This is a genomic window from Nocardioides sp. Soil805, assembly GCF_001429625.1.
Classification (GTDB): Bacteria; Actinomycetota; Actinomycetes; order Propionibacteriales; family Nocardioidaceae; genus Nocardioides.
This window is the reverse complement of sequence record NZ_LMSU01000001.1, coordinates 2,026,245-2,043,691: the sequence shown is the minus strand read 5'-3', so window position 1 is coordinate 2,043,691 and position 17,447 is coordinate 2,026,245. Positions and strand designations below refer to the sequence as shown.

At 71.1% G+C, this 17,447-nt stretch carries 19 protein-coding genes; 10 read left to right on the top strand and 9 right to left on the bottom strand.

All coding sequences use genetic code 11. From position 1 onward, the window contains the following. Positions 1-11 precede the first annotated feature (11 nt). From ASG94_RS09905 to trxA, 3 genes are all read left to right on the top strand, one after another. Positions 12-749 (top strand): hypothetical protein, encoded by a 738-nt coding sequence (locus tag ASG94_RS09905; protein ID WP_056926071.1) that lies wholly within the window; start codon positions 12-14, stop codon positions 747-749. A 103-nt stretch (positions 750-852) separates the two neighbouring features. Continuing rightward, the gene (trxB, locus tag ASG94_RS09900) at positions 853-1,866 is read left to right on the top strand and encodes a thioredoxin-disulfide reductase (protein WP_056926070.1); all 1,014 of its coding nucleotides are present in this window, start codon (positions 853-855) and stop codon (positions 1,864-1,866) included. A 116-nt stretch (positions 1,867-1,982) separates the two neighbouring features. Beyond that, entirely contained in the window at positions 1,983-2,306 is a 324-nt protein-coding gene (trxA, locus tag ASG94_RS09895) for a thioredoxin (RefSeq protein ID WP_056926069.1), read from the top strand. Positions 2,307-2,383: 77 nt separating this feature from the next. On the opposite strand, the gene ASG94_RS09890 is transcribed toward trxA, so the two are convergent. After that, a complete protein-coding gene (locus ASG94_RS09890) occupies positions 2,384-3,040 on the bottom strand; it encodes a GNAT family N-acetyltransferase (protein ID WP_056926068.1) in 657 nt (218 codons plus the stop codon). Positions 3,041-3,153: 113 nt separating this feature from the next. Between ASG94_RS09890 and ASG94_RS09885 the strand changes: the two genes are divergently transcribed. Beyond that, complete coding sequence (locus tag ASG94_RS09885) at positions 3,154-4,368, top strand: pyridoxal phosphate-dependent aminotransferase (RefSeq protein ID WP_056926067.1); 1,215 nt, start codon at positions 3,154-3,156, stop codon at positions 4,366-4,368. A gap of 53 nt (positions 4,369-4,421) precedes the next feature. Then, a complete protein-coding gene (locus tag ASG94_RS09880) occupies positions 4,422-5,198 on the top strand; it encodes a lysophospholipid acyltransferase family protein (protein WP_056926066.1) in 777 nt (258 codons plus the stop codon). Between the two features lie 204 nt (positions 5,199-5,402). Here ASG94_RS09880 and ASG94_RS09875 read toward each other — a convergent pair whose 3' ends face one another. The 8 genes from ASG94_RS09875 to rpmH form a co-directional block, all read right to left on the bottom strand. Further along, complete coding sequence (locus ASG94_RS09875; RefSeq protein ID WP_056926065.1) at positions 5,403-6,464, bottom strand: ParB/RepB/Spo0J family partition protein; 1,062 nt, start codon at positions 6,462-6,464, stop codon at positions 5,403-5,405. Then, on the bottom strand, positions 6,461-7,384 hold the full coding sequence (locus ASG94_RS09870) for a ParA family protein (RefSeq protein WP_056926064.1): 924 nt from the start codon (positions 7,382-7,384) through the stop codon (positions 6,461-6,463). Before ASG94_RS09870 ends, ASG94_RS09875 begins: the two co-directional genes overlap by 4 nt. Positions 7,385-7,720: 336 nt before the next feature. Then, positions 7,721-8,431 (bottom strand): 16S rRNA (guanine(527)-N(7))-methyltransferase RsmG, encoded by a 711-nt coding sequence (gene rsmG / locus ASG94_RS09865; RefSeq protein ID WP_235537192.1) that lies wholly within the window; start codon positions 8,429-8,431, stop codon positions 7,721-7,723. A 40-nt stretch (positions 8,432-8,471) separates the two neighbouring features. Beyond that, positions 8,472-9,041 (bottom strand): Jag family protein, encoded by a 570-nt coding sequence (locus ASG94_RS09860; protein ID WP_442938472.1) that lies wholly within the window; start codon positions 9,039-9,041, stop codon positions 8,472-8,474. A 60-nt stretch (positions 9,042-9,101) separates the two neighbouring features. Next, positions 9,102-10,046 (bottom strand): membrane protein insertase YidC, encoded by a 945-nt coding sequence (gene yidC, locus ASG94_RS09855; protein WP_056926420.1) that lies wholly within the window; start codon positions 10,044-10,046, stop codon positions 9,102-9,104. Positions 10,047-10,082: 36 nt separating this feature from the next. Beyond that, positions 10,083-10,340, bottom strand: a complete 258-nt coding sequence (gene yidD, locus ASG94_RS09850) for a membrane protein insertion efficiency factor YidD (protein WP_056926063.1) — start codon at positions 10,338-10,340, stop codon at positions 10,083-10,085. Between the two features lie 13 nt (positions 10,341-10,353). Continuing rightward, positions 10,354-10,698 carry a ribonuclease P protein component gene (rnpA, locus tag ASG94_RS09845; RefSeq protein ID WP_056926062.1) on the bottom strand — a complete coding sequence of 115 codons (345 nt, stop codon included), beginning with the start codon at positions 10,696-10,698 and terminating at the stop codon, positions 10,354-10,356. 34 nt (positions 10,699-10,732) lie between these two features. Then, a complete protein-coding gene (rpmH, locus tag ASG94_RS09840) occupies positions 10,733-10,870 on the bottom strand; it encodes a 50S ribosomal protein L34 (protein ID WP_056887998.1) in 138 nt (45 codons plus the stop codon). A 496-nt stretch (positions 10,871-11,366) separates the two neighbouring features. Here rpmH and dnaA point away from each other — a divergent pair, with 496 nt between their 5' ends. The 5 genes from dnaA (at position 11,367) to ASG94_RS09815 (ending at position 17,317) form a co-directional block, all read left to right on the top strand. Then, entirely contained in the window at positions 11,367-12,812 is a 1,446-nt protein-coding gene (gene dnaA, locus ASG94_RS09835; protein ID WP_056926419.1) for a chromosomal replication initiator protein DnaA, read from the top strand. 501 nt (positions 12,813-13,313) lie between these two features. Then, positions 13,314-14,447 carry a DNA polymerase III subunit beta gene (gene dnaN, locus ASG94_RS09830; RefSeq protein ID WP_056926061.1) on the top strand — a complete coding sequence of 378 codons (1,134 nt, stop codon included), beginning with the start codon at positions 13,314-13,316 and terminating at the stop codon, positions 14,445-14,447. A gap of 135 nt (positions 14,448-14,582) precedes the next feature. Continuing rightward, the gene (gene gnd, locus ASG94_RS09825; RefSeq protein ID WP_056926418.1) at positions 14,583-15,563 is read left to right on the top strand and encodes a phosphogluconate dehydrogenase (NAD(+)-dependent, decarboxylating); all 981 of its coding nucleotides are present in this window, start codon (positions 14,583-14,585) and stop codon (positions 15,561-15,563) included. 7 nt (positions 15,564-15,570) lie between these two features. Next, positions 15,571-16,725, top strand: coding sequence for a DNA replication/repair protein RecF (gene recF / locus ASG94_RS09820; RefSeq protein ID WP_056926060.1), 1,155 nt, complete (start codon positions 15,571-15,573; stop codon positions 16,723-16,725). Beyond that, positions 16,715-17,317: a DUF721 domain-containing protein gene (locus tag ASG94_RS09815; protein ID WP_056926059.1), complete on the top strand. Its 603-nt coding sequence runs from the start codon at positions 16,715-16,717 to the stop codon at positions 17,315-17,317. Before recF ends, ASG94_RS09815 begins: the two co-directional genes overlap by 11 nt. Positions 17,318-17,447 lie beyond the last annotated feature (130 nt).

The window sequence follows — 17,447 nt, the reverse complement described above, 5'->3', positions numbered from 1 at the left end:
GAGGTGAGTCGATGACCGCCCCGGACGACCCGTCCCTGTCCCCCGCCGAGGAGGCGGCCGTCCGCGCGCGCCTCGCGGAGGCCCGGCACACCGACCCGGTCCCCGAGCACGTGGTCGCGCGCCTCGACGCCGTCCTGTCCGACCTCCTGGCCGACCGCGTCGCCGAGCACCGGGCGCCCGAGCCGGAGCCGCTCGCTCCCGTCGTACCCCTCGCCGCCCGCCGGCGCCGCGTCCTGACCGGTGGCCTGGTGGCCGCGGCCGCCGTCGTCGTGCTCGGCGTGGCGATCCCCCAGGTCCTCGACTCCACCACCCTGTCCGGGGGTGACGACGCGGCCTCCACCGCCGACCGCTCGGCCGGTGGCGGGTCCGCCGCCGAGGTCGGACCGAGCGAGGACCGCGACTCGGCCGGGCAGGGCACCGAGTCCTCCCCCGACCAGCTCTCGCCCGGCCCGCAGGCAGCGGAGGGCCAGCGCTCGGGCTCCGCCTTCACCGCTCCGCTCGCGCTGAGCAGCAGCGAGCCGCTGCGGCCTGCCGTCCGCGCCCTCGCCCGACAGGGCGCCGCGGGGATGTACACACCGAGCCCCCGGTGCCGGCTCGACGTCGGCGACGGCGAGCGCGTCGACGCGACGTGGGAGGGGCTGCCGGCCCTGGTCGTGCTGCGCCCGGTCGAGGACGGGCGCCGCGGCGTGGACGTCTACGTGTGCGGCTCCGACGAGCCCGTGGCCGCCACGTCGCTGCGCGCTCGCTGAGGCCCGCTGAGGGGTGGCGTCCGCCACCACGGGGAACATCCCTCGCCTACGATCGGTTGACGAACGACGTACCCGCCCCCCTTCCGTAGGAGCACTGACCCGCATGGCTGAGCACACCGAGACCCGCAACGTGATCATCATCGGGTCGGGCCCGACCGGCTACACCGCCGCGGTGTACGCCGCCCGTGCGGCGCTCGAGCCCTTGGTCTTCGAGGGCTCCGTGACGGCCGGTGGCGCGCTGATGAACACCACCGAGGTCGAGAACTTCCCCGGCTTCCGCGACGGCATCATGGGTCCCGCGCTGATGGACGAGATGCGTGCGCAGGCCGAGCGCTTCGGTGCCGAGCTCGTCTCCGACGACGTCGTCGAGGTCGACCTCACCGGCGACGTCAAGGTCGTGAAGACGGCCACCGACACCTACACGGCGCGGTCAGTGATCCTGGCGACCGGCTCGGGCTACCGCAAGCTCGGCCTGCCCCGCGAGGAGGAGCTGTCGGGCCGCGGCGTGTCCTGGTGCGCCACCTGTGACGGCTTCTTCTTCCGCGAGCAGGCCATCGCCGTGGTGGGCGGCGGCGACTCCGCGATCGAGGAGGCGACCTTCCTGACCCGCTTCGCCTCCAAGGTCTACCTGATCCACCGCCGCGACGAGCTCCGCGCCTCCAAGATCATGCAGGAGCGCGCCTTCGCCGACCCCAAGCTCGAGATGGTGTGGAACTCCGAGGTCGCCGCGATCAACGGCGCCGACAGGCTCGAGTCGATCACCCTGCGCGACACCGCCGACGGTTCCGAGCGCCAGCTCGACGTGACCGGGCTGTTCATCGCCATCGGCCACGACCCCCGCTCGGAGCTGCTGGCCGGACAGGTCGACCTCGACGACGACGGCTACGTGCTGGTCGACCACCCCTCCACCGCCACCAACGTCCGCGGCGTCTTCGCGGCCGGGGACCTCGTCGACCACCACTACCGCCAGGCGATCACCGCCGCGGGCACCGGTTGCGCGGCGGCCCTCGACGCCGAGCGCTTCATCGCAGCCATCGACCACGCCGCCCTGGTGGACGCGTCGGCCGCCGAGACCGACGAGATCGTCACCGAGGTCGTGCAGACCGCCGGCGCCTGACCCGCCCGCACCGCCCGCCCGTACGCCGTACCACGCGGGGCCTCGCCGGGAACACATGTCCCCGGCATGGTGTTCACTCACCACAACCCGAAGAGACGCAAGAGAGAGGTAGACCAGTGGCCAACATCGCCGCCGTGACCGACGCCGAGTTCGAGGCGCAGGTCCTCAAGTCCGACAAGCCCGTCCTGGTGGACTTCTGGGCCGAGTGGTGTGGCCCGTGCCGCCAGGTCGCCCCGATCCTCGACGAGATCAACTCCGAGCACGGTGACAAGGTCACCTTCCTCAAGATGAACGTCGACGAGAACCCCGTGACCCCCTCGTCCTACCGCGTCACCGGCATCCCGACCATCAACGTCTACTCCGGTGGCGAGGTCGTGAAGTCCATCGTGGGCGCCAAGCCCAAGGCTGCGCTCCTCAAGGAGCTCGCCGACTTCATCTGAGTCGACGCACGCCCTCACCACGCCCCGGTGCACTCCTCACGGAGCCGCCGGGGCGTCGTGCGTCCCCGGGTCCGGCGTCAGGGGCCCGTACGCCGGGTCGGCAGCGTCCGCGGCTGGTGCGGCGCCCGCACGGGTGCCGGTGCCGGGCGCACCACGCCCCACAGCTTCTCCAGCGCGGCCTCGACCTCGTCCTTCCAGCTGATCGCCGAGCGCAGCTCCATGCGCATCCGTGGGGTGGTGACGTGGGCGCGCTGGGTGCGGAAGCCCACCCGCCCGAGGAACTCCGCCGACATCACGCAGCCGTCGGCCCGCCCGCGGGTGTCCCCGAAGGCCTCCACCGCCACCTGCCCCCGGGTCACCAGGTCCCGTGCCATCCCCTGCACCAGCAACCGGGCCAGCCCGCCGCCGCGGGCCCACGGCTCGACGCGCACGGTCGTCAGCACCACCGCGTCCGGGGAGGCCGGCGCGGTCGGCAGCGCCGCCTGTCCGGGCACGAAGGCCGCCGGGACGTAGATCGCGTGCCCCGCGACCCGGCCGTCGACGAGCACGACACGCCCGGCCGAGCCCCACTCGCGCAGCACCTCCGAGAGCCAGCGCTGCTTCTCCGCCACCCGCTCGTCGTGGTCGAGGCGCGCGCGGCTCACCGCGTCCAGCTCCCAGAACAGGCACGAGCGGCAGGGCTCACCCACCTCCGCGAGGTGGTCCACGGTGATCGGGGCGGTGCGACGCGACATCGGGCCTCCTGCGTGCGGACGAGCGGGTGCGGCGCGGCGTACGACGCCCTGCGACGCCGTCCACGCCTGCGCTCCCCATGCTAGGCCGCTCGCGGGCCTGAGAGGATGGCTGCGTGCGCCCGATCGTCCAGAGCCAGAAGCTGCGTGGAGTCCGCTACGACGTCCGGGGCCCGATCCTGCTCGAGGCCCAGCGCCTCGAGGCGGAGGGGCACCGGATCCTCAAGCTCAACATCGGCAACACCGCGCCCTTCGGCTTCGAGGCACCCGAGGCGATCGTGGCCGACATGGTCCACCACCTGCCCAAGTCCCAGGGCTACAGCGACTCCCAGGGCATCTACTCGGCCCGCACCGCGGTGACGAACTACTACCAGTCCCGCGGCCTGCGGGAGGTGGGCGTGGAGGACGTCTTCATCGGCAACGGCGTCTCCGAGCTCATCTCGATGGTGCTCCAGGCCTTCCTCGACGACGGCAACGAGGTCCTGGTGCCGGCTCCGGACTACCCGCTGTGGACCGGTGCGGTCACGCTCTCCGGCGGCACGGCCGTGCACTATCGCTGCGACGAGGAGGACGGGTGGAACCCCGACCTCGCCGACATCGAGTCCAAGATCACCGAGAACACGCACGCGCTGGTCATCATCAACCCCAACAATCCCACCGGCGCGGTCTACAGCGAGGAGACCGTCAAGGGACTCGTCGACATCGCGCGGCGCCACGAGCTGGTGGTCCTCGCCGACGAGATCTACGAGAAGATCGTCTTCGAGGACGCCCAGCACCACCACGCCGCGACGTACGCCGGCAACGACGTGCTCTGCCTGACCTTCAGCGGGCTCTCCAAGGCCTACCGGGTCTGCGGCTACCGGGCCGGCTGGGTGATGATCTCGGGGCCCAAGGAGATCGCCACCGACTTCCTCGAGGGCCTCACCCTCATCGCCAACATGCGCATGTGCGCGAACGTGCCCGCCCAGCACGCGATCCAGACGGCGCTGGGGGGCTACCAGTCCGTCGAGGAGCTGATCGGCCCGGGCGGGCGCTACTACGAGCAGTCGATGCTGGCGGACCGGCTGCTCAACGAGATCCCGGGCGTCTCCAACGTCACGCCGAAGGGCGCGCTCTACTGCTTCCCGCGCCTGGACCCCGAGGTGTACCCGATCGACGACGACCAGGAGTTCGTCATCGAGCTGCTGCGCGCCAAGAAGATCCTGGTGACCCACGGCACCGGCTTCAACTGGTTCTCCCCCGACCACTTCCGGCTCGTCACCCTGCCCGAGGCGGGGGTGCTCGAGGAGGCCATCGGGCGCATCGGCGACTTCCTGGCCACCCGGCGCTGAGAGCCGCGTCCCAAGCGCTCGCCGCCGCGCCGTGCGGCCCCTAGGCTCACCGCATGCGCGACGTGACCTACCCCCCGATCATCTACACGGCCCTCGCGGGCTTCAAGCTGCTCGGGCAGCGGTTCCAGATGACCGGCACCGAGCACGTGCCCCGCTCCGGCGGCGTCCTGCTCGCCTACAACCACATCGGGTACGTCGACTTCATCTACGGCGGGTTCGCCGCCCGGCCCTCGCGTCGCCTGGTGCGCTTCATGGCCAAGCGGGAGCTGTTCGACCACCCTGCGGTCGGCCCGCTGATGCGCTCGCTGCACCACATCGAGGTCGACCGGGCCTCGGGGGAGAAGTCGCTGGACGTGGCGCTGGAGTACCTCAAGGCCGGGGAGGCCGTCGGCATCTTCCCCGAGGCCACCATCTCGCGGGCCTTCGAGCTCAAGGAGCTCAAGACCGGCGCCGTGCGCATCGCCGCCGAGGCCGGCGTCCCTCTGGTGCCGGTGATCCTGTGGGGGACCCAGCGGATGATGACCAAGGACCACCCCCGCGACTTCGGCCGCGGCAAGACCATCGCCCTGACCGTCGGCGAGCCGATGTACCCCACCGGGGAGAACCCCGCCGCCGAGACCGCCGAGCTCAAGGTGCGGATGGACGCGCTGCTGGAGCAGACGATCGCGGCGTACCCGGCGGACGAGCAGCCGCCCGGCTCCTGGTGGCTGCCGAGGCGCCACGGCGGCTCCGCTCCCACGCTCGAGGAGGCGAAGGTCCTCGACGCCGAGGAGAAGCGCGAGCGGGCCCGCAAGCGCGCGGCCAAGCGCGCCGCGGCCCGGGGGAAGTAGTCGTGCGCGACCGGGTCGCTGAAGCGATCTGTCGGCTTGTCGTCCTATCGTTAGAGCGACTTGTCACTTTGTCGACATAGAGCGTTTGCGCAGGTCAGCGGCGTAGTCGGGGACGATCTGGTGGGCGTTCAGCCAGGATTTCCCACCACTTCGTCCCCACCTATCCCGCGTGGGTGACCGCCTCGGGACGGATCCGGTACGCCGTCAGATGGGGCGGTCGGTGCGGTTCCGGGGGTCCATGACCTCCACGATCCGGCGCAGGTCGTCGAGAGAGGCGAACTCCACGGTGATCTTGCCCTTGGCCTTGCCGAGATCGACCTTCACCCGGGTCTCGAACCGGTCGGAGAGACGATCGGCGAGCTCCGAGAGCCCGGGAGCCGTCGGACGGGAGCGCTGGGCGCGCGCCGAGGTCGTCTGACCGGGGCCGAGGGACACGATCTCCTCCAGGCCACGGACGCTGATGCCCTCGGCGGTGACCCGGGCCGCGAGGCGGTCCTGGAGGTCCGGGTCCTCCACGCTGAGCAGCGCCCGGGCGTGCCCGGCCGACAGGACTCCCGCGGCCACCCGGCGCTGGACGGCGGGCGAGAGCTTGAGCAGCCGCAGGGTGTTGCTGATCTGGGGACGCGAGCGGCCGATCCGCTGCGCCAGCTCGTCGTGGGTGCAGCCGAAGTCCTCGAGGAGCTGGCCGTACGCCGCCGCCTCCTCGAGGGGGTTGAGCTGGGAGCGGTGCAGGTTCTCCAGCAGCGCGTCGCGCAGCATGTCGTTGTCGTCGGTGTCACGCACGATCGCCGGGATCGCGGTGAGCCCGGCCTCCTGGGAGGCACGCCAGCGACGCTCACCCATGATGAGCTCGTAGGAGTCGTCCCCGGCGGGGCGCACGACGACGGGCTGGAGCAGGCCGACCTCACGGATCGAGTGCACCAGCTCGGCGAGCGCCTCCTCCTCGAAGACCTGACGCGGCTGGCGCGCGTTGGGACGCACCCGGTCGATGGGCAGCTCGGCGAACCACGACCCCGCGACCTCGGCACGCGGCACGGCGTCGGCCGGCGCGTTCGACGTGGACGACAGCGCCTCACCGGCACCGGTGGCGCCGGCGCCGGCGGTGCGATCCGCATCGGCCTGGCTGGTGCCGTTGCTGGAGACGCGGTCCGCCACAGGACCCGCCGCGTCGCCGGCGGAGGACGGCGCCTCCGGGGGAGCGGTGGGGATGAGCGACCCGAGGCCGCGACCGAGGCCCCGACGGACGGGCTTGGGGGTGGACGTCATCGTGGGGCTCCCTTGGTGGCGATCTCACGGGCAGCCTCCAGATAGCTGAGGGCACCCGCCGACGCCGGATCGTAGGTCATCACGGTCTGTCCGTACGACGGCGCCTCCGACACGCGCACCGAACGGGGCACCGCCGTCCGGAGGACCTCCGTGCCGAAGTGCTCACGCACCTCGGACGCCACGTTCGCCGCCAAGCGGGTGCGGGCGTCGTACATGGTGAGCAGGATCGTGGAGACCACGAGCTCGGGATTGAGGTGCTTGCGCACCATCTCCACCGTCTCGAGGAGCTGGCCGAGCCCCTCGAGGGCGTAATACTCCGCCTGGATGGGGATGAACATCTCGCGGCCGGCGACCAGCGCGTTCAGGGTGAGCAGTCCCAGCGACGGGGGACAGTCGACGATGACGTAGTCGAAGCGGTCCTCGCCCGCCTCCGCTGCCGTGCCGATCCAGGGGTGGGCGGCCAGGGCGCGCTGCAGTCGGCTCTCGCGGGCCACGACGCTCACCAGCTCGATCTCGGCGCCGGCCAGGTCGATGGTGGCAGGGACAACCCACAGGCCGGGCAGGTCCTCGCTCGGCGTCATCACGTCGGCGAGGGGCTCTCCCTCGACCAGCATCTCGTACGTCGAGGGGACACCCCGGTGGTGATCGATGCTCAGCGCGGTCGAGGCGTTGCCCTGGGGGTCCAGGTCGATGACCAGGACCCGCTGCCCGAGCTGCGCGAGCGCCGCGGCGACGTTGACCGTGGACGTGGTCTTGCCGACCCCGCCCTTCTGGTTGGCGACGACGAACACCCGCGTCTCGCTCGGCCTGGGCACCTCACGACCGCGGTGCAGGCCGCCGGTGCGAGCCAGGACGGAGTGCTCGGCCGCGCGCGCGAGTGGGGTGGTCTCGTCGTGGAAGCCGGCGGACCCTTCCGCCACTTCCGCGGCGGTGCGTACCCGGAACGGACGCGAGGCGCTTGTTTCACGTGAAACGGCGTCCGAAGCGGTTGTTTCACGTGGAACCGAACCTCCCTCATCCTGTGGATGAATCGGTGCAGTCTGTGGAGAGCCACGCTCAGCAGGGGTCCCTGGACCGGTGGAAAACTCTTCCCCGGCCTCGGCCGGCGGACGTTCCACCTCGGCATCCCGGTGGGACGAGGGGGGCGTCTGGTGGTCCTCGGACACGGGCGAACCTTTCGCTCTCACAGCGGGTCGATCACGGGGAAGTAGCCTCGAGTCCCGGAGCACCGGTCCGAGGGACCGACACCCGAGAGGTCAGCGGGGGCGCCGACGGCGCGGTGTGCGCTTCGCCGGAGCAAGCGGCCAACCTACCTGCGCGGGGTCGGCCCAGGCCACTCTCAGCGCGTGCGTGCTGTGGAGGAGCACGCCGTCACCGAGGGTGAGCACCTCGGGCTCGGCGCAGCGCCACTCGGTCAGCACCGGACGTGCGGCCTCGATCTCTTCCGTGACGCTCGAGCCCTTCATGGCGACGAGGGCTCCGTGGGGCGCCACCAGGGGCATCGACCAGCGCAGCAGTCGCTCGAGGGGAGCGACCGCTCGCGACGTGACCACGTCGAACGTCCGCCGGCCGTGGAGGTCCTCGGCACGGCCGCGGACCACCTCGACGTTGGACAGGTCCAGCTCCGCGACCACCTCGTCGAGGAACGTCGTCCGCCGCAGCAACGGCTCGACCAGCGTGACGGTCAGGTCCGGCCGAGCGATGGCCAGCACGAGGCCTGGCAACCCCGCCCCGGAGCCGATGTCGCAGACCGAAGCGTCCGACTGGACCACGTCGCCCAGCACGGCGCAGTTGAGGAGATGACGCTCCCACAGCCGGGGTGCCTCCCGAGGACCGATGAGCCCACGCACAACCCCGTCCGTGGCCAACACGTCGGCGTACGCCGTGATGACGGAGAGGCGCTCGGACGCGAACACCCTCCCGGCCTCGGTCGGCGGGGAGGGTGCACGGTCGGACTGTTCGCTCACGGGACTCGTTTCACGTGAAACAGGCCTGGTCGGGGATCGATCAGGCGGGGAGGATGACGACGTACCGCTTGGGCTCCGCACCCTCGGACTCGGACGTCAGGCCTGCGGCGGACACGGCGTCGTGCACGACCTTGCGCTCGAAGGACGTCATCGGCGCGAGCGATACCTGCTCGCCCGACTCCTTGACTTCGGCGATCTTGGTCGCGGCCAGCTCGATCAGGCTGGCGCGGCGCTCGGCCCGGTGACCGGACACGTCGAGCATCAGCCGGGAGCGCTCGCCGGTCTCGCGGTAGACGGCCAGGCGGGTGAGCTCCTGCAGCGCGTCGAGGACCTCACCGTTGCGTCCGACGAGCTGGGAGAGGTCGGCACCCACGATGGAGACGGCGGCGCGATCGCCCTCGACGTCCATGTCCAGGTCCCCGTCGAGGTCGGCGATGTCGAGCAGCTCCTCGAGGTAGTCCGCGGCGATGTCCCCCTCCTGCTCGAGGCGCTCCACCTTGGAGAGACGACCGGAGTCGGCCCCGGCGTCGGCGGGAACAGCCTCCGCGGTTCCCTCGGGCTCGGTGGCGGTGCTGTCGGTGTCGTGCAGGGTCTCGGTGGGGTCGCTCACGGGGTCACTCCTGGATCGATCGATGGGCAGCGGGTCTCCCCGCGGACAACGGAGGGAGGGTCAGTGACCCTGGGGTGGCTTCTTCTTCGCCTGGCGCTGCGCCTTGGTCTGGCGCTTCGGCTGGACCCGCGGGGCGGGAGGCTCCACGGTGCCGGTCGCGGTGTCCAGCGACTCCTGGCTCGCCTCGGCGTCGACCACGTGCCCCTTGCGGAGAGCCTTGGCCTTGACCCGCTCCTGCTTGGCGGCGAAGGCAGGCGTCCCGGGGGCCGGGTTGTTGCGGATCACGTAGAACTGCTGGCCCATCGTCCACAGGTTGGAGGTGGTCCAGTAGAAGAGCACGCCGACGGGGAAGGCGATACCACCGACGGCGAAGACGACGGGGAGCACGTAGAGGAGCAGCTTCTGCTGCTGGGCGTACGGGCCGGTCAGCGCGTCCGCAGGCATGTTCTTGCTCATCAGCTGGCGCTGGGTGAGGAAGGTGGTGGCGGTCATGGCGATCACGAGGAAGGCCGCGAGCAGCCGGACGCTGGTGTCGTCGGTACCGAGGAAGGTGTCGGAGATCTTCGCGCCCAGGAACGTCGCATCCCGGAACTGCTCGTTCAGCGTGACCGTCATGAAGCCCTTGGGATCACCCGGGTTCTTCACCGCCTGGTCGATCAGCCGGAACAGCGCCAGGAAGATCGGCATCTGCAGCAGGATCGGCAGGCAGGACGCGAACGGGTTGGTGCCCGAGTCCTTGTAGAGCTTCATCGTCTCCTGGGCGAGACGCTCCCGGTCGTGGCCGTACTTCTTCTGCAGCTCCTTGACCTTGGGCTGGATCAGCTGCATGTTGCGGCTGGACTTGATCTGCTTCACGAACAGCGGGATCAGCGCCGCCCGGATGACCAGCGTCAGCCCGATGATCGAGAGCACCCACGCGATCCCCGACGCCGGGCCGAAGATCTCCCCGAAGACGTTGTGCCAGCCCACCAGGACCGCGGAGATGGCGTAGTACAGCGGCGTCATGATGAAACCGCCGATGGACTGGAAGAAGTCGATCACTCAAGCTCCTGGGGTGGAGGTGGGGTCCGGGCCGGCAGCTGCGGCGCGGGGAGGAACGGGGTCGTAGCCACCGGCGGCCCACGGGTGGCACCGGGAGAGACGTCGTACGGCGAGCCAGCTGCCCCGGAGCGAGCCGTGCTCGGTGACCGCCTCGAGCGCGTACGCCGAGCACGACGGGTGGTAGCGGCAGACCTGGCCGTAGAGCGGGCTGATGACCGCGCGGTAGGCGCGGAGCAGTCCGATCAGCAGCAGTCTCACGCATCCACCCCGGTCACGACATCACCCTCGTCAGGCAACGGTCCAGGTCCGCCCCGAGTTCCGCGTACGACGCCGTGGCACTGGCCGGGAGGGCACGGACCACGAGTACGGCAGAACCCGGAAGCTCCTGCAGCGACGGCAGGTGCTCCCGGGTCAGGTGTCGCAGTCGACGCTTCACTCGGTTGCGGACCACGGCATTGCCCACGGCCTTGCTCACCACGAAACCGGCCCGAGCCGGCTCCTGCGCCCCGGTCAGTCCGAGGTGGACCACGAGGGTCCGGGAGCCGGAACGGTGGCCGGAGCGGACGGTGGCGCGGAACGCGTCACTGTCGAGGAGCCGGTGGTGGGCCGGCAGCACGGCCGTGGCCTGAGAGCAGACGCCGGGGCGTCGCTCAGACGGCCAGGTCCTTGCGGCCCTTGCGGCGACGCGAGGACAGGATCGACCGGCCGGCGCGGGTGCGCATGCGCAGGCGGAAACCGTGCACCTTGTGACGGCGGCGGTTGTTCGGCTGGTACGTACGCTTGCTCACGAGTTTGTCTCCGATGCGTTTTCTGAGGTGTCCACTCCACAGCCGGTGGTGCGGTGCTCCCGACGGGTGCGGGGCACCAGGCGGGACGGCGCTTCGGCCGGCACCGCCCACCCACGCGCACGCCCCGGTGGGCGTGAAGTCGTGGACATGCGGCACCCGTCGACACGAAGTGGTGACAGGGGAAGTCCGTGCATCGCCCGGAGGCGACCGGCCAACGGTACGCGCGAGGCGAAGACAGGGTCAAACCAGCGATGATGACATGACGTCCGCGCCTGTGGATGACTCCTTGCCCGGCATGTCGGCGCCTTGTTAGGTTGCGGGCCAACCGGTGCGCGAGGTCGACCCGCACCACCCGCTGTTCCTGCAGCACGGCGCCGTGTGGGGCGTCGATCAGCGTCGACTGACCGATGGTTCACAGACTGTGGAAAACTCTGTGGAGCACCTGGCGATCGCACACCGCGACCGGGTCGGGACCAGCGAGGCGTGGAGGCAGTTCGTGGAACACCAGGAGACCGACCTCGGAACGGTCTGGCGCACCATCGTCCGAGACCTCCAGCCCAACCAGCGGGCCTGGCTGCGCGCGAGCGAGCCGGTGACGCTGCACGAGAGCACCGCGATCATCGCCGTGCCGAACGACTTCACCCGCAACCAGCTCGAGGGGCGGCTGCGGGGCCAGCTCGAGGACTCCCTCAGCGACGCCCTCGGCCGCGAGATCCGGCTGGCGGTGACCGTCAACCCGGCCCTCGAGGACGAGGCCGGTCCGAGCGCCCACGTCGAGGCCTCCGACCAGGCGCCCGTCGACATGTCGACAAAGCCACATGACGACATGTCCACCATGAACGGGCCGACGCTGGGCTCCCCGGCCGAGGAGCCGGCCGACGCTCGCCGCGCCGGGTCCGCCCTGGAGACGCGACTCAACCCCAAGTACACGTTCGAGACCTTCGTCATCGGCTCGTCCAACCGATTCCCCCACGCCGCCGCGGTGGCCGTCGCCGAGGCGCCGGGCAAGGCCTACAACCCGCTGCTCGTCTACGGCGAGTCCGGCCTGGGCAAGACGCACCTGCTGCACGCCATCGGGCACTACGTCCGCAGCCTCTACACCGGGGCCAAGGTCCGCTACGTCTCCAGCGAAGAGTTCACCAACGAGTTCATCAACGCGATCCGTGACGACCGCCAGGACCGGTTCAAGCGGCGCTACCGCGACGTCGACGTGCTCCTCATCGACGACATCCAGTTCCTCGAGGGCAAGACGCAGACCCAGGAGGAGTTCTTCCACACGTTCAACACCCTCCACAACGCCAACAAGCAGATCGTGCTGACCTCCGACCGCGCACCCAAGCGGCTCGAGGCGCTCGAGGACCGGCTGCGCAACCGGTTCGAGTGGGGCCTGATCACCGACGTGCAGCCGCCCGACCTCGAGACCCGCATCGCGATCCTGCGCAAGAAGGCGGCGATGGACCGCCTCACCGCGCCGCCGGACGTGCTCGAGTTCATCGCCAGCAAGATCCAGACCAACATCCGCGAGCTCGAGGGCGCCCTGATCCGCGTGACGGCCTTCGCCAACCTCAACCGCCAGGAGGTCGACATGACCCTGGCCGAGATCGTGCTCAAGGACCTGATCCCCGAGGGCGGCGAGCCGGAGATCACTCCCGGGCTCATCATCGCGCAGTCGGCCGCCTACTTCGGCGTCTCGATCGAGGACCTCACCGGCCCGAGCCGCGGCCGGCACCTCGTGATGGCCCGCCAGATCGGCATGTACCTGTGCCGCGAGCTCACCGACCTGTCGCTGCCCAAGATCGGCGCAGAGTTCGGCAACCGCGACCACACCACGGTGATGTACGCCGACCGCAAGATCCGCCAGCTCCTGGCCGAGCGCCGCGCCGTCTTCAACCAGGTCAGCGAGCTCACCAACCGCGTCAAGATGCAGGCCCGCCAGTCCTGACTCCGCGGCCCCGGACTCCCGGGCCGCACCGGTCCTCCCCACGACGGGTCGCGGCGGGTGAATCACAGGGCTGTGCGATGTGGAGGACGTGTGGTCCCACCCGGCCTGTCGTGCACACCCCCTGTGGGAATCACGCGTCCTGCACGCCACGGACCCCGCGCCGTGCACATGCCGGGCCGCGGGTGGACAGGCTCCTCAACACCCCCTGTGCACAGCGATCGAGCGTCACGACCTGCGACAACGCGAGTTGTCCACAGTTTCCACCGACGCTATGACTCCCACGAACCTCTACACGGATCGATCACTCGTCGAACACCACTCGGGCCCCTGCCTGGGGACAACCGGCACCGGAGCCCGACCGGGCGAAGCACAAGTTCGGCACTCCTGACCGACGGATTGACCGGCATGGCAGGATTCACCTCCCGTGCGCAGGAACGTGTCATTCGCCCCTGCCCTCGACCCCGATCCATCCCCGCCTCCACCGCACCGAGGAGCCCCGCCGTGAAGTTCCGCGTCGAACGCGACGTCTTCGCCGATGCCGTCGCCTGGGCGGCCCGCAGCCTCCCGGTCCGTCCCAGCGCCCCGGTCCTCGCCGGGCTGCTGATCGAGGCCAGCAACGAGGGCCTGGTGCTCTCCACCTTCGACTACGAGACGTCCGCGCGCGCCGACCTGACCGCCCAGGTCAGCGACGACGGCGCAGCGCTCGTCAGCGGCCGGCTCCTCGCCGACATCTGCCGCAGCCTGCCCAACAAGCCGGTCGACGTGGTGCTCGAGGGCCCCAAGGTCCAGCTCACCTGCGGATCGGCGCGCTTCAGCCTCCAGACCATGCCGGTCGAGGACTACCCCACGCTCCCCCAGATGCCCGCCGCCACCGGCACGGTCTCGAGCAACGACTTCGCCCACGCCGTCGCCCAGGCGGTGACCGCAGCCGGTCGCGACGACATGCTCCCGGTCCTCACCGGTGTCCGGATCGAGATCGACGGCGCGACCATGTCGCTGCTGGCCACGGACCGCTTCCGCCTCTCGCACCGCGAGCTGACCTGGAACCCGCAGACCCCTGACGCCTCGGTCGCGGCGCTCGTGCCCGCCAAGGTGCTCGGCGACACGGCCAAGTCGATGACCTCCGGCGCCGAGGTGACCATCGCGCTCAGCACCGGCGGGACCGGTGAGGGCCTGATCGGCTTCGAGGGCACCGGGCTGGGCGGCGTACGACGCACCACCACGCGCCTGCTCGACGGGGAGTTCCCCAAGGTCCGCTCGCTGTTCCCCAGCGAGCACCTCACCGTGGCCAAGGTCAACAAGCAGGAGCTCATCGACACGGTCAAGCGCGTCGCCCTGGTGGCCGAGCGCAACACCGCGGTGCAGCTGAAGTTCGGCGACGACCAGCTGGTGCTCGACGCCGGCAGCGGCGACGAGGCGATGGCGACCGAGGCGATCGACGCCGAGATCACCGGCGAGGCGCTCACCACGGGGTTCAACCCGCAGTTCCTGCTCGACGGCCTCACCGCCCTCGACGGGGAGTTCATCGACCTGTCGTTCACCCAGGCCACCAAGCCGGTCGTCATCTCGAGCACCGACGGCAGCGACGACAACGGCTTCCGCTACCTCCTGATGCCGCGTCGCCTGCTGTCCTGAGGCGACCAGCCGGGCGCGCTTGCGCGTCCGGCGTCGGTCGACCAGATTGAGCAGGGCCGGGAGCGAGCGTGCGAGCTCCCGTCGGCCCGTGTCGAAATCCAGCACGACAACGATCCGCGAGCCTTGGGAGACATGATGGACATCGGACTCGTCGGCCTCGGCAAGATGGGCGGCAACATGCGCGAGCGGTTGCGGCGCGCCGGCCACACCGTCGTCGGCTACGACCGCAACCCGGACGTCAGCGACGCCGGGTCCCTCGCCGAGATGGTCGAGGCGTTGCCCTCCCCCCGCGTCGTGTGGGTGATGGTCCCCGCCGGGGAGCCGACGCGGGCCACCGTCAAGGAGCTCGGTGACCTGCTCGGCGAGGGCGACGTGGTCGTCGACGGCGGCAACTCGCGCTGGACCGACGACATCGCCAACGCGGAGCTGCTCTCCGGCAAGGGCGTCGGCTACGTCGACTGCGGCGTCTCCGGTGGTGTGTGGGGCCTGGAGAACGGCTACGCCCTGATGTACGGCGGCGACGCGGCCGACATCGAGAAGGTCCAGCCGGTCTTCGACGCCCTGAAGCCCGAGGGCGACTTCGGGGCCGTGCACGCAGGCAAGGTCGGCGCCGGACACTTCTCCAAGATGGTCCACAACGGCATCGAGTACGCCGTCATGCAGGCCTACGCCGAGGGCTGGGAGCTCCTCGAGGCCGCCGAGGTCACCGACAACGTGACCGAGGTCTTCCGCTCCTGGCGCGAGGGCACCGTGATCCGGTCCTGGCTGCTCGACCTCATGGTCGCCGCACTGGACGAGGACCCGGGCCTGAGCCAGATCGCCGGCTACGCCGAGGACTCGGGCGAGGGCCGCTGGACCGTCGAGGCCGGTATCGAGCACGCGGTCGCCACCCCGGCCATCACCGCGGCGCTCTACGCACGCTTCGTCTCCCGCCAGGAGGACTCCCCGACGATGAAGGCCGTCGCGGCGATGCGCAACCAGTTCGGCGGCCACGCGGTCCGGACGGCGGCGCCCAAGGGCGGCGACGCCGCTGGTGCCACCGGGGGTCAGCCCGACCAGTCGGGCGCGGCCCGTCAGGCCGGTGCCGGCGAGGGTCGCCAGACGGGCGAGAGCTAGGCGCCACGTGCATGTCGCCCACCTGACCCTGCACAACTTCCGCTCCTACGCCGACCTCGACGTGGAGCTGGGCCCGGGCGCGACGGCGTTCATCGGGCGCAACGGCCAGGGCAAGACCAACCTGGTCGAGGCCATCGACTACCTCTCCCGGCTCTCCTCGCACCGCGTCGCCTCCGACGCGCCACTGGTTAAGGCGGGGGCCGACCAGGCGGTCGTGCGGGCGGCGGTCGTCCGTGACGGTCGTACGGCGGTGCTCGAGGTCGAGCTCAACCCCGGTCGCGCCAACCGGGCCCGGGTCAACCGCTCCCCCCTGCCGCGCCCCCGGGAGATCATCGGCCTGGTGCGCACGGTGGTCTTCGCCCCCGACGACCTCACCCTGGTCAAGGGCGACCCGAGCGACCGGCGCAAGATGCTCGACGACCTGCTGATGCTGCGTACCCCACGGCTGGCCGGCGTCCGCGCCGACTACGACCGCGTCCTCAAGCAGCGCAACACCCTCCTCAAGACCGCGGGGATCGCCCGCGGCGAGGCCCGCGAGACCGCGCTGTCGACCCTCGGGGTCTGGGACGCCCACCTCGCGCGGGTCGGCGCCGAGCTGCTCGCCGCCCGCCTGCGGCTGGTCGAGGAGCTGCGCCCCCACCTCGGCAAGGCCTACGAGGCGGTGGCCCGCGGGGCGAGCCGCGACGACGCCGAGATCGAGTACAAGCCGTCCTTCGACCTCGACGGCGCCGCCGGGGCCGGCGACCTGACCGAGGCGCTGCTGGCCGAGCTCGAGCGCCGCCGCAAGGACGAGCTGGACCGCGGCATCTCCCTCGTCGGTCCGCACCGCGACGAGCTGCTGCTCACCCTCGGCACGGGCAGGCAGGCCGGCGACCTCCGGCTGCCGGTCAAGGGGTATGCCTCGCACGGGGAGTCCTGGTCCTTCGCGCTCGCGCTGCGCCTCGCGGCGTACGACCTGCTGCGGGCCGACGGCGACGACCCGATCCTGGTGCTCGACGACGTCTTCGCCGAGCTGGACGGCGAGCGCCGCCAGCAGCTGGCCGAGCTGGTCGCCGGTGCGGAGCAGGTCCTGGTCACCGCGGCCGTGGCCGCGGACGTGCCGGTCGCGCTGCAGGGCGTCCGCTTCGTGGTCGCCGACGGGGAGGTGCGCCGTGACGAGTGAGCCGCCCGAGGGCACGGAGCCGGAGGCCCCCGAGAGCGGTGCGCCCGCCCCCGAGCCCGCCCCCGAGCCCGCACCGGAGCACCACGACGACGGCCTCGACCTGGCCCGGGCGGCCCGGCGCGCGGCCGGCGCGGTCCCCGGGACACCGACGACGAAGAAGAAGCGCCGTACGACGCCGTACGACGCCCCGCGCCGTCGTGGGGGGCCGCGCACGTCCGGCGCCTTCCCCTCCGACCGCGACCCCCAGCTGGTCGACACCGCGCTCGAGCGACTGATCTCCAACCACGGCTGGGAGCTCGACCTGCGCGTGCAGTCGGTCTTCGGCCGCTGGGCCGAGCTGGTCGGCGACGAGGTGGCGTCGCACTGCACCCCCGAGTCCTTCGCCGACACCCGCCTCGTCGTGCGCACCGACTCCACCGCCTGGGCGACCCAGCTCAAGCTGCTCGCACCGACCGTCGTACGACGACTCAACGAGGAGCTCGGGCACGGCACGGTCACCGTGATCGACATCCAGGGGCCACACCTGCCGAGCTGGAAGAAGGGCCGCTTCACCAGCCGCGACGGACGAGGTCCGCGCGACACCTACGGGTGAGGCCTCCCCGGCCGAGGCCGCGCGCCGGAATGCCGATCTACGGGCCGCTCGGACGTACAGGGACCTGTCCGACCCCCTGATCGGCCCTCCGCGATGCCCTCACGGGGCCCTCAGGGGCATATTTCGTCCC

What these genes read in the sequence shown, in the direction of transcription:
- ASG94_RS09875 (WP_056926065.1), bottom strand. Translation starts at nt 6,464, where the DNA reads ATGACGTCCACCCCCAAGCCCGTCCGTCGGGGCCTCGGTCGCGGCCTC.
- ASG94_RS09880 (WP_056926066.1), top strand. Translation starts at nt 4,422, where the DNA reads ATGCGCGACGTGACCTACCCCCCGATCATCTACACGGCCCTCGCGGGC.
- yidC (WP_056926420.1), bottom strand. Translation starts at nt 10,046, where the DNA reads ATGACGCCGCTGTACTACGCCATCTCCGCGGTCCTGGTGGGCTGGCAC.
- ASG94_RS09905 (WP_056926071.1), top strand. Translation starts at nt 12, where the DNA reads ATGACCGCCCCGGACGACCCGTCCCTGTCCCCCGCCGAGGAGGCGGCC.
- trxB (WP_056926070.1), top strand. Translation starts at nt 853, where the DNA reads ATGGCTGAGCACACCGAGACCCGCAACGTGATCATCATCGGGTCGGGC.
- ASG94_RS09890 (WP_056926068.1), bottom strand. Translation starts at nt 3,040, where the DNA reads ATGTCGCGTCGCACCGCCCCGATCACCGTGGACCACCTCGCGGAGGTG.
- gnd (WP_056926418.1), top strand. Translation starts at nt 14,583, where the DNA reads ATGGACATCGGACTCGTCGGCCTCGGCAAGATGGGCGGCAACATGCGC.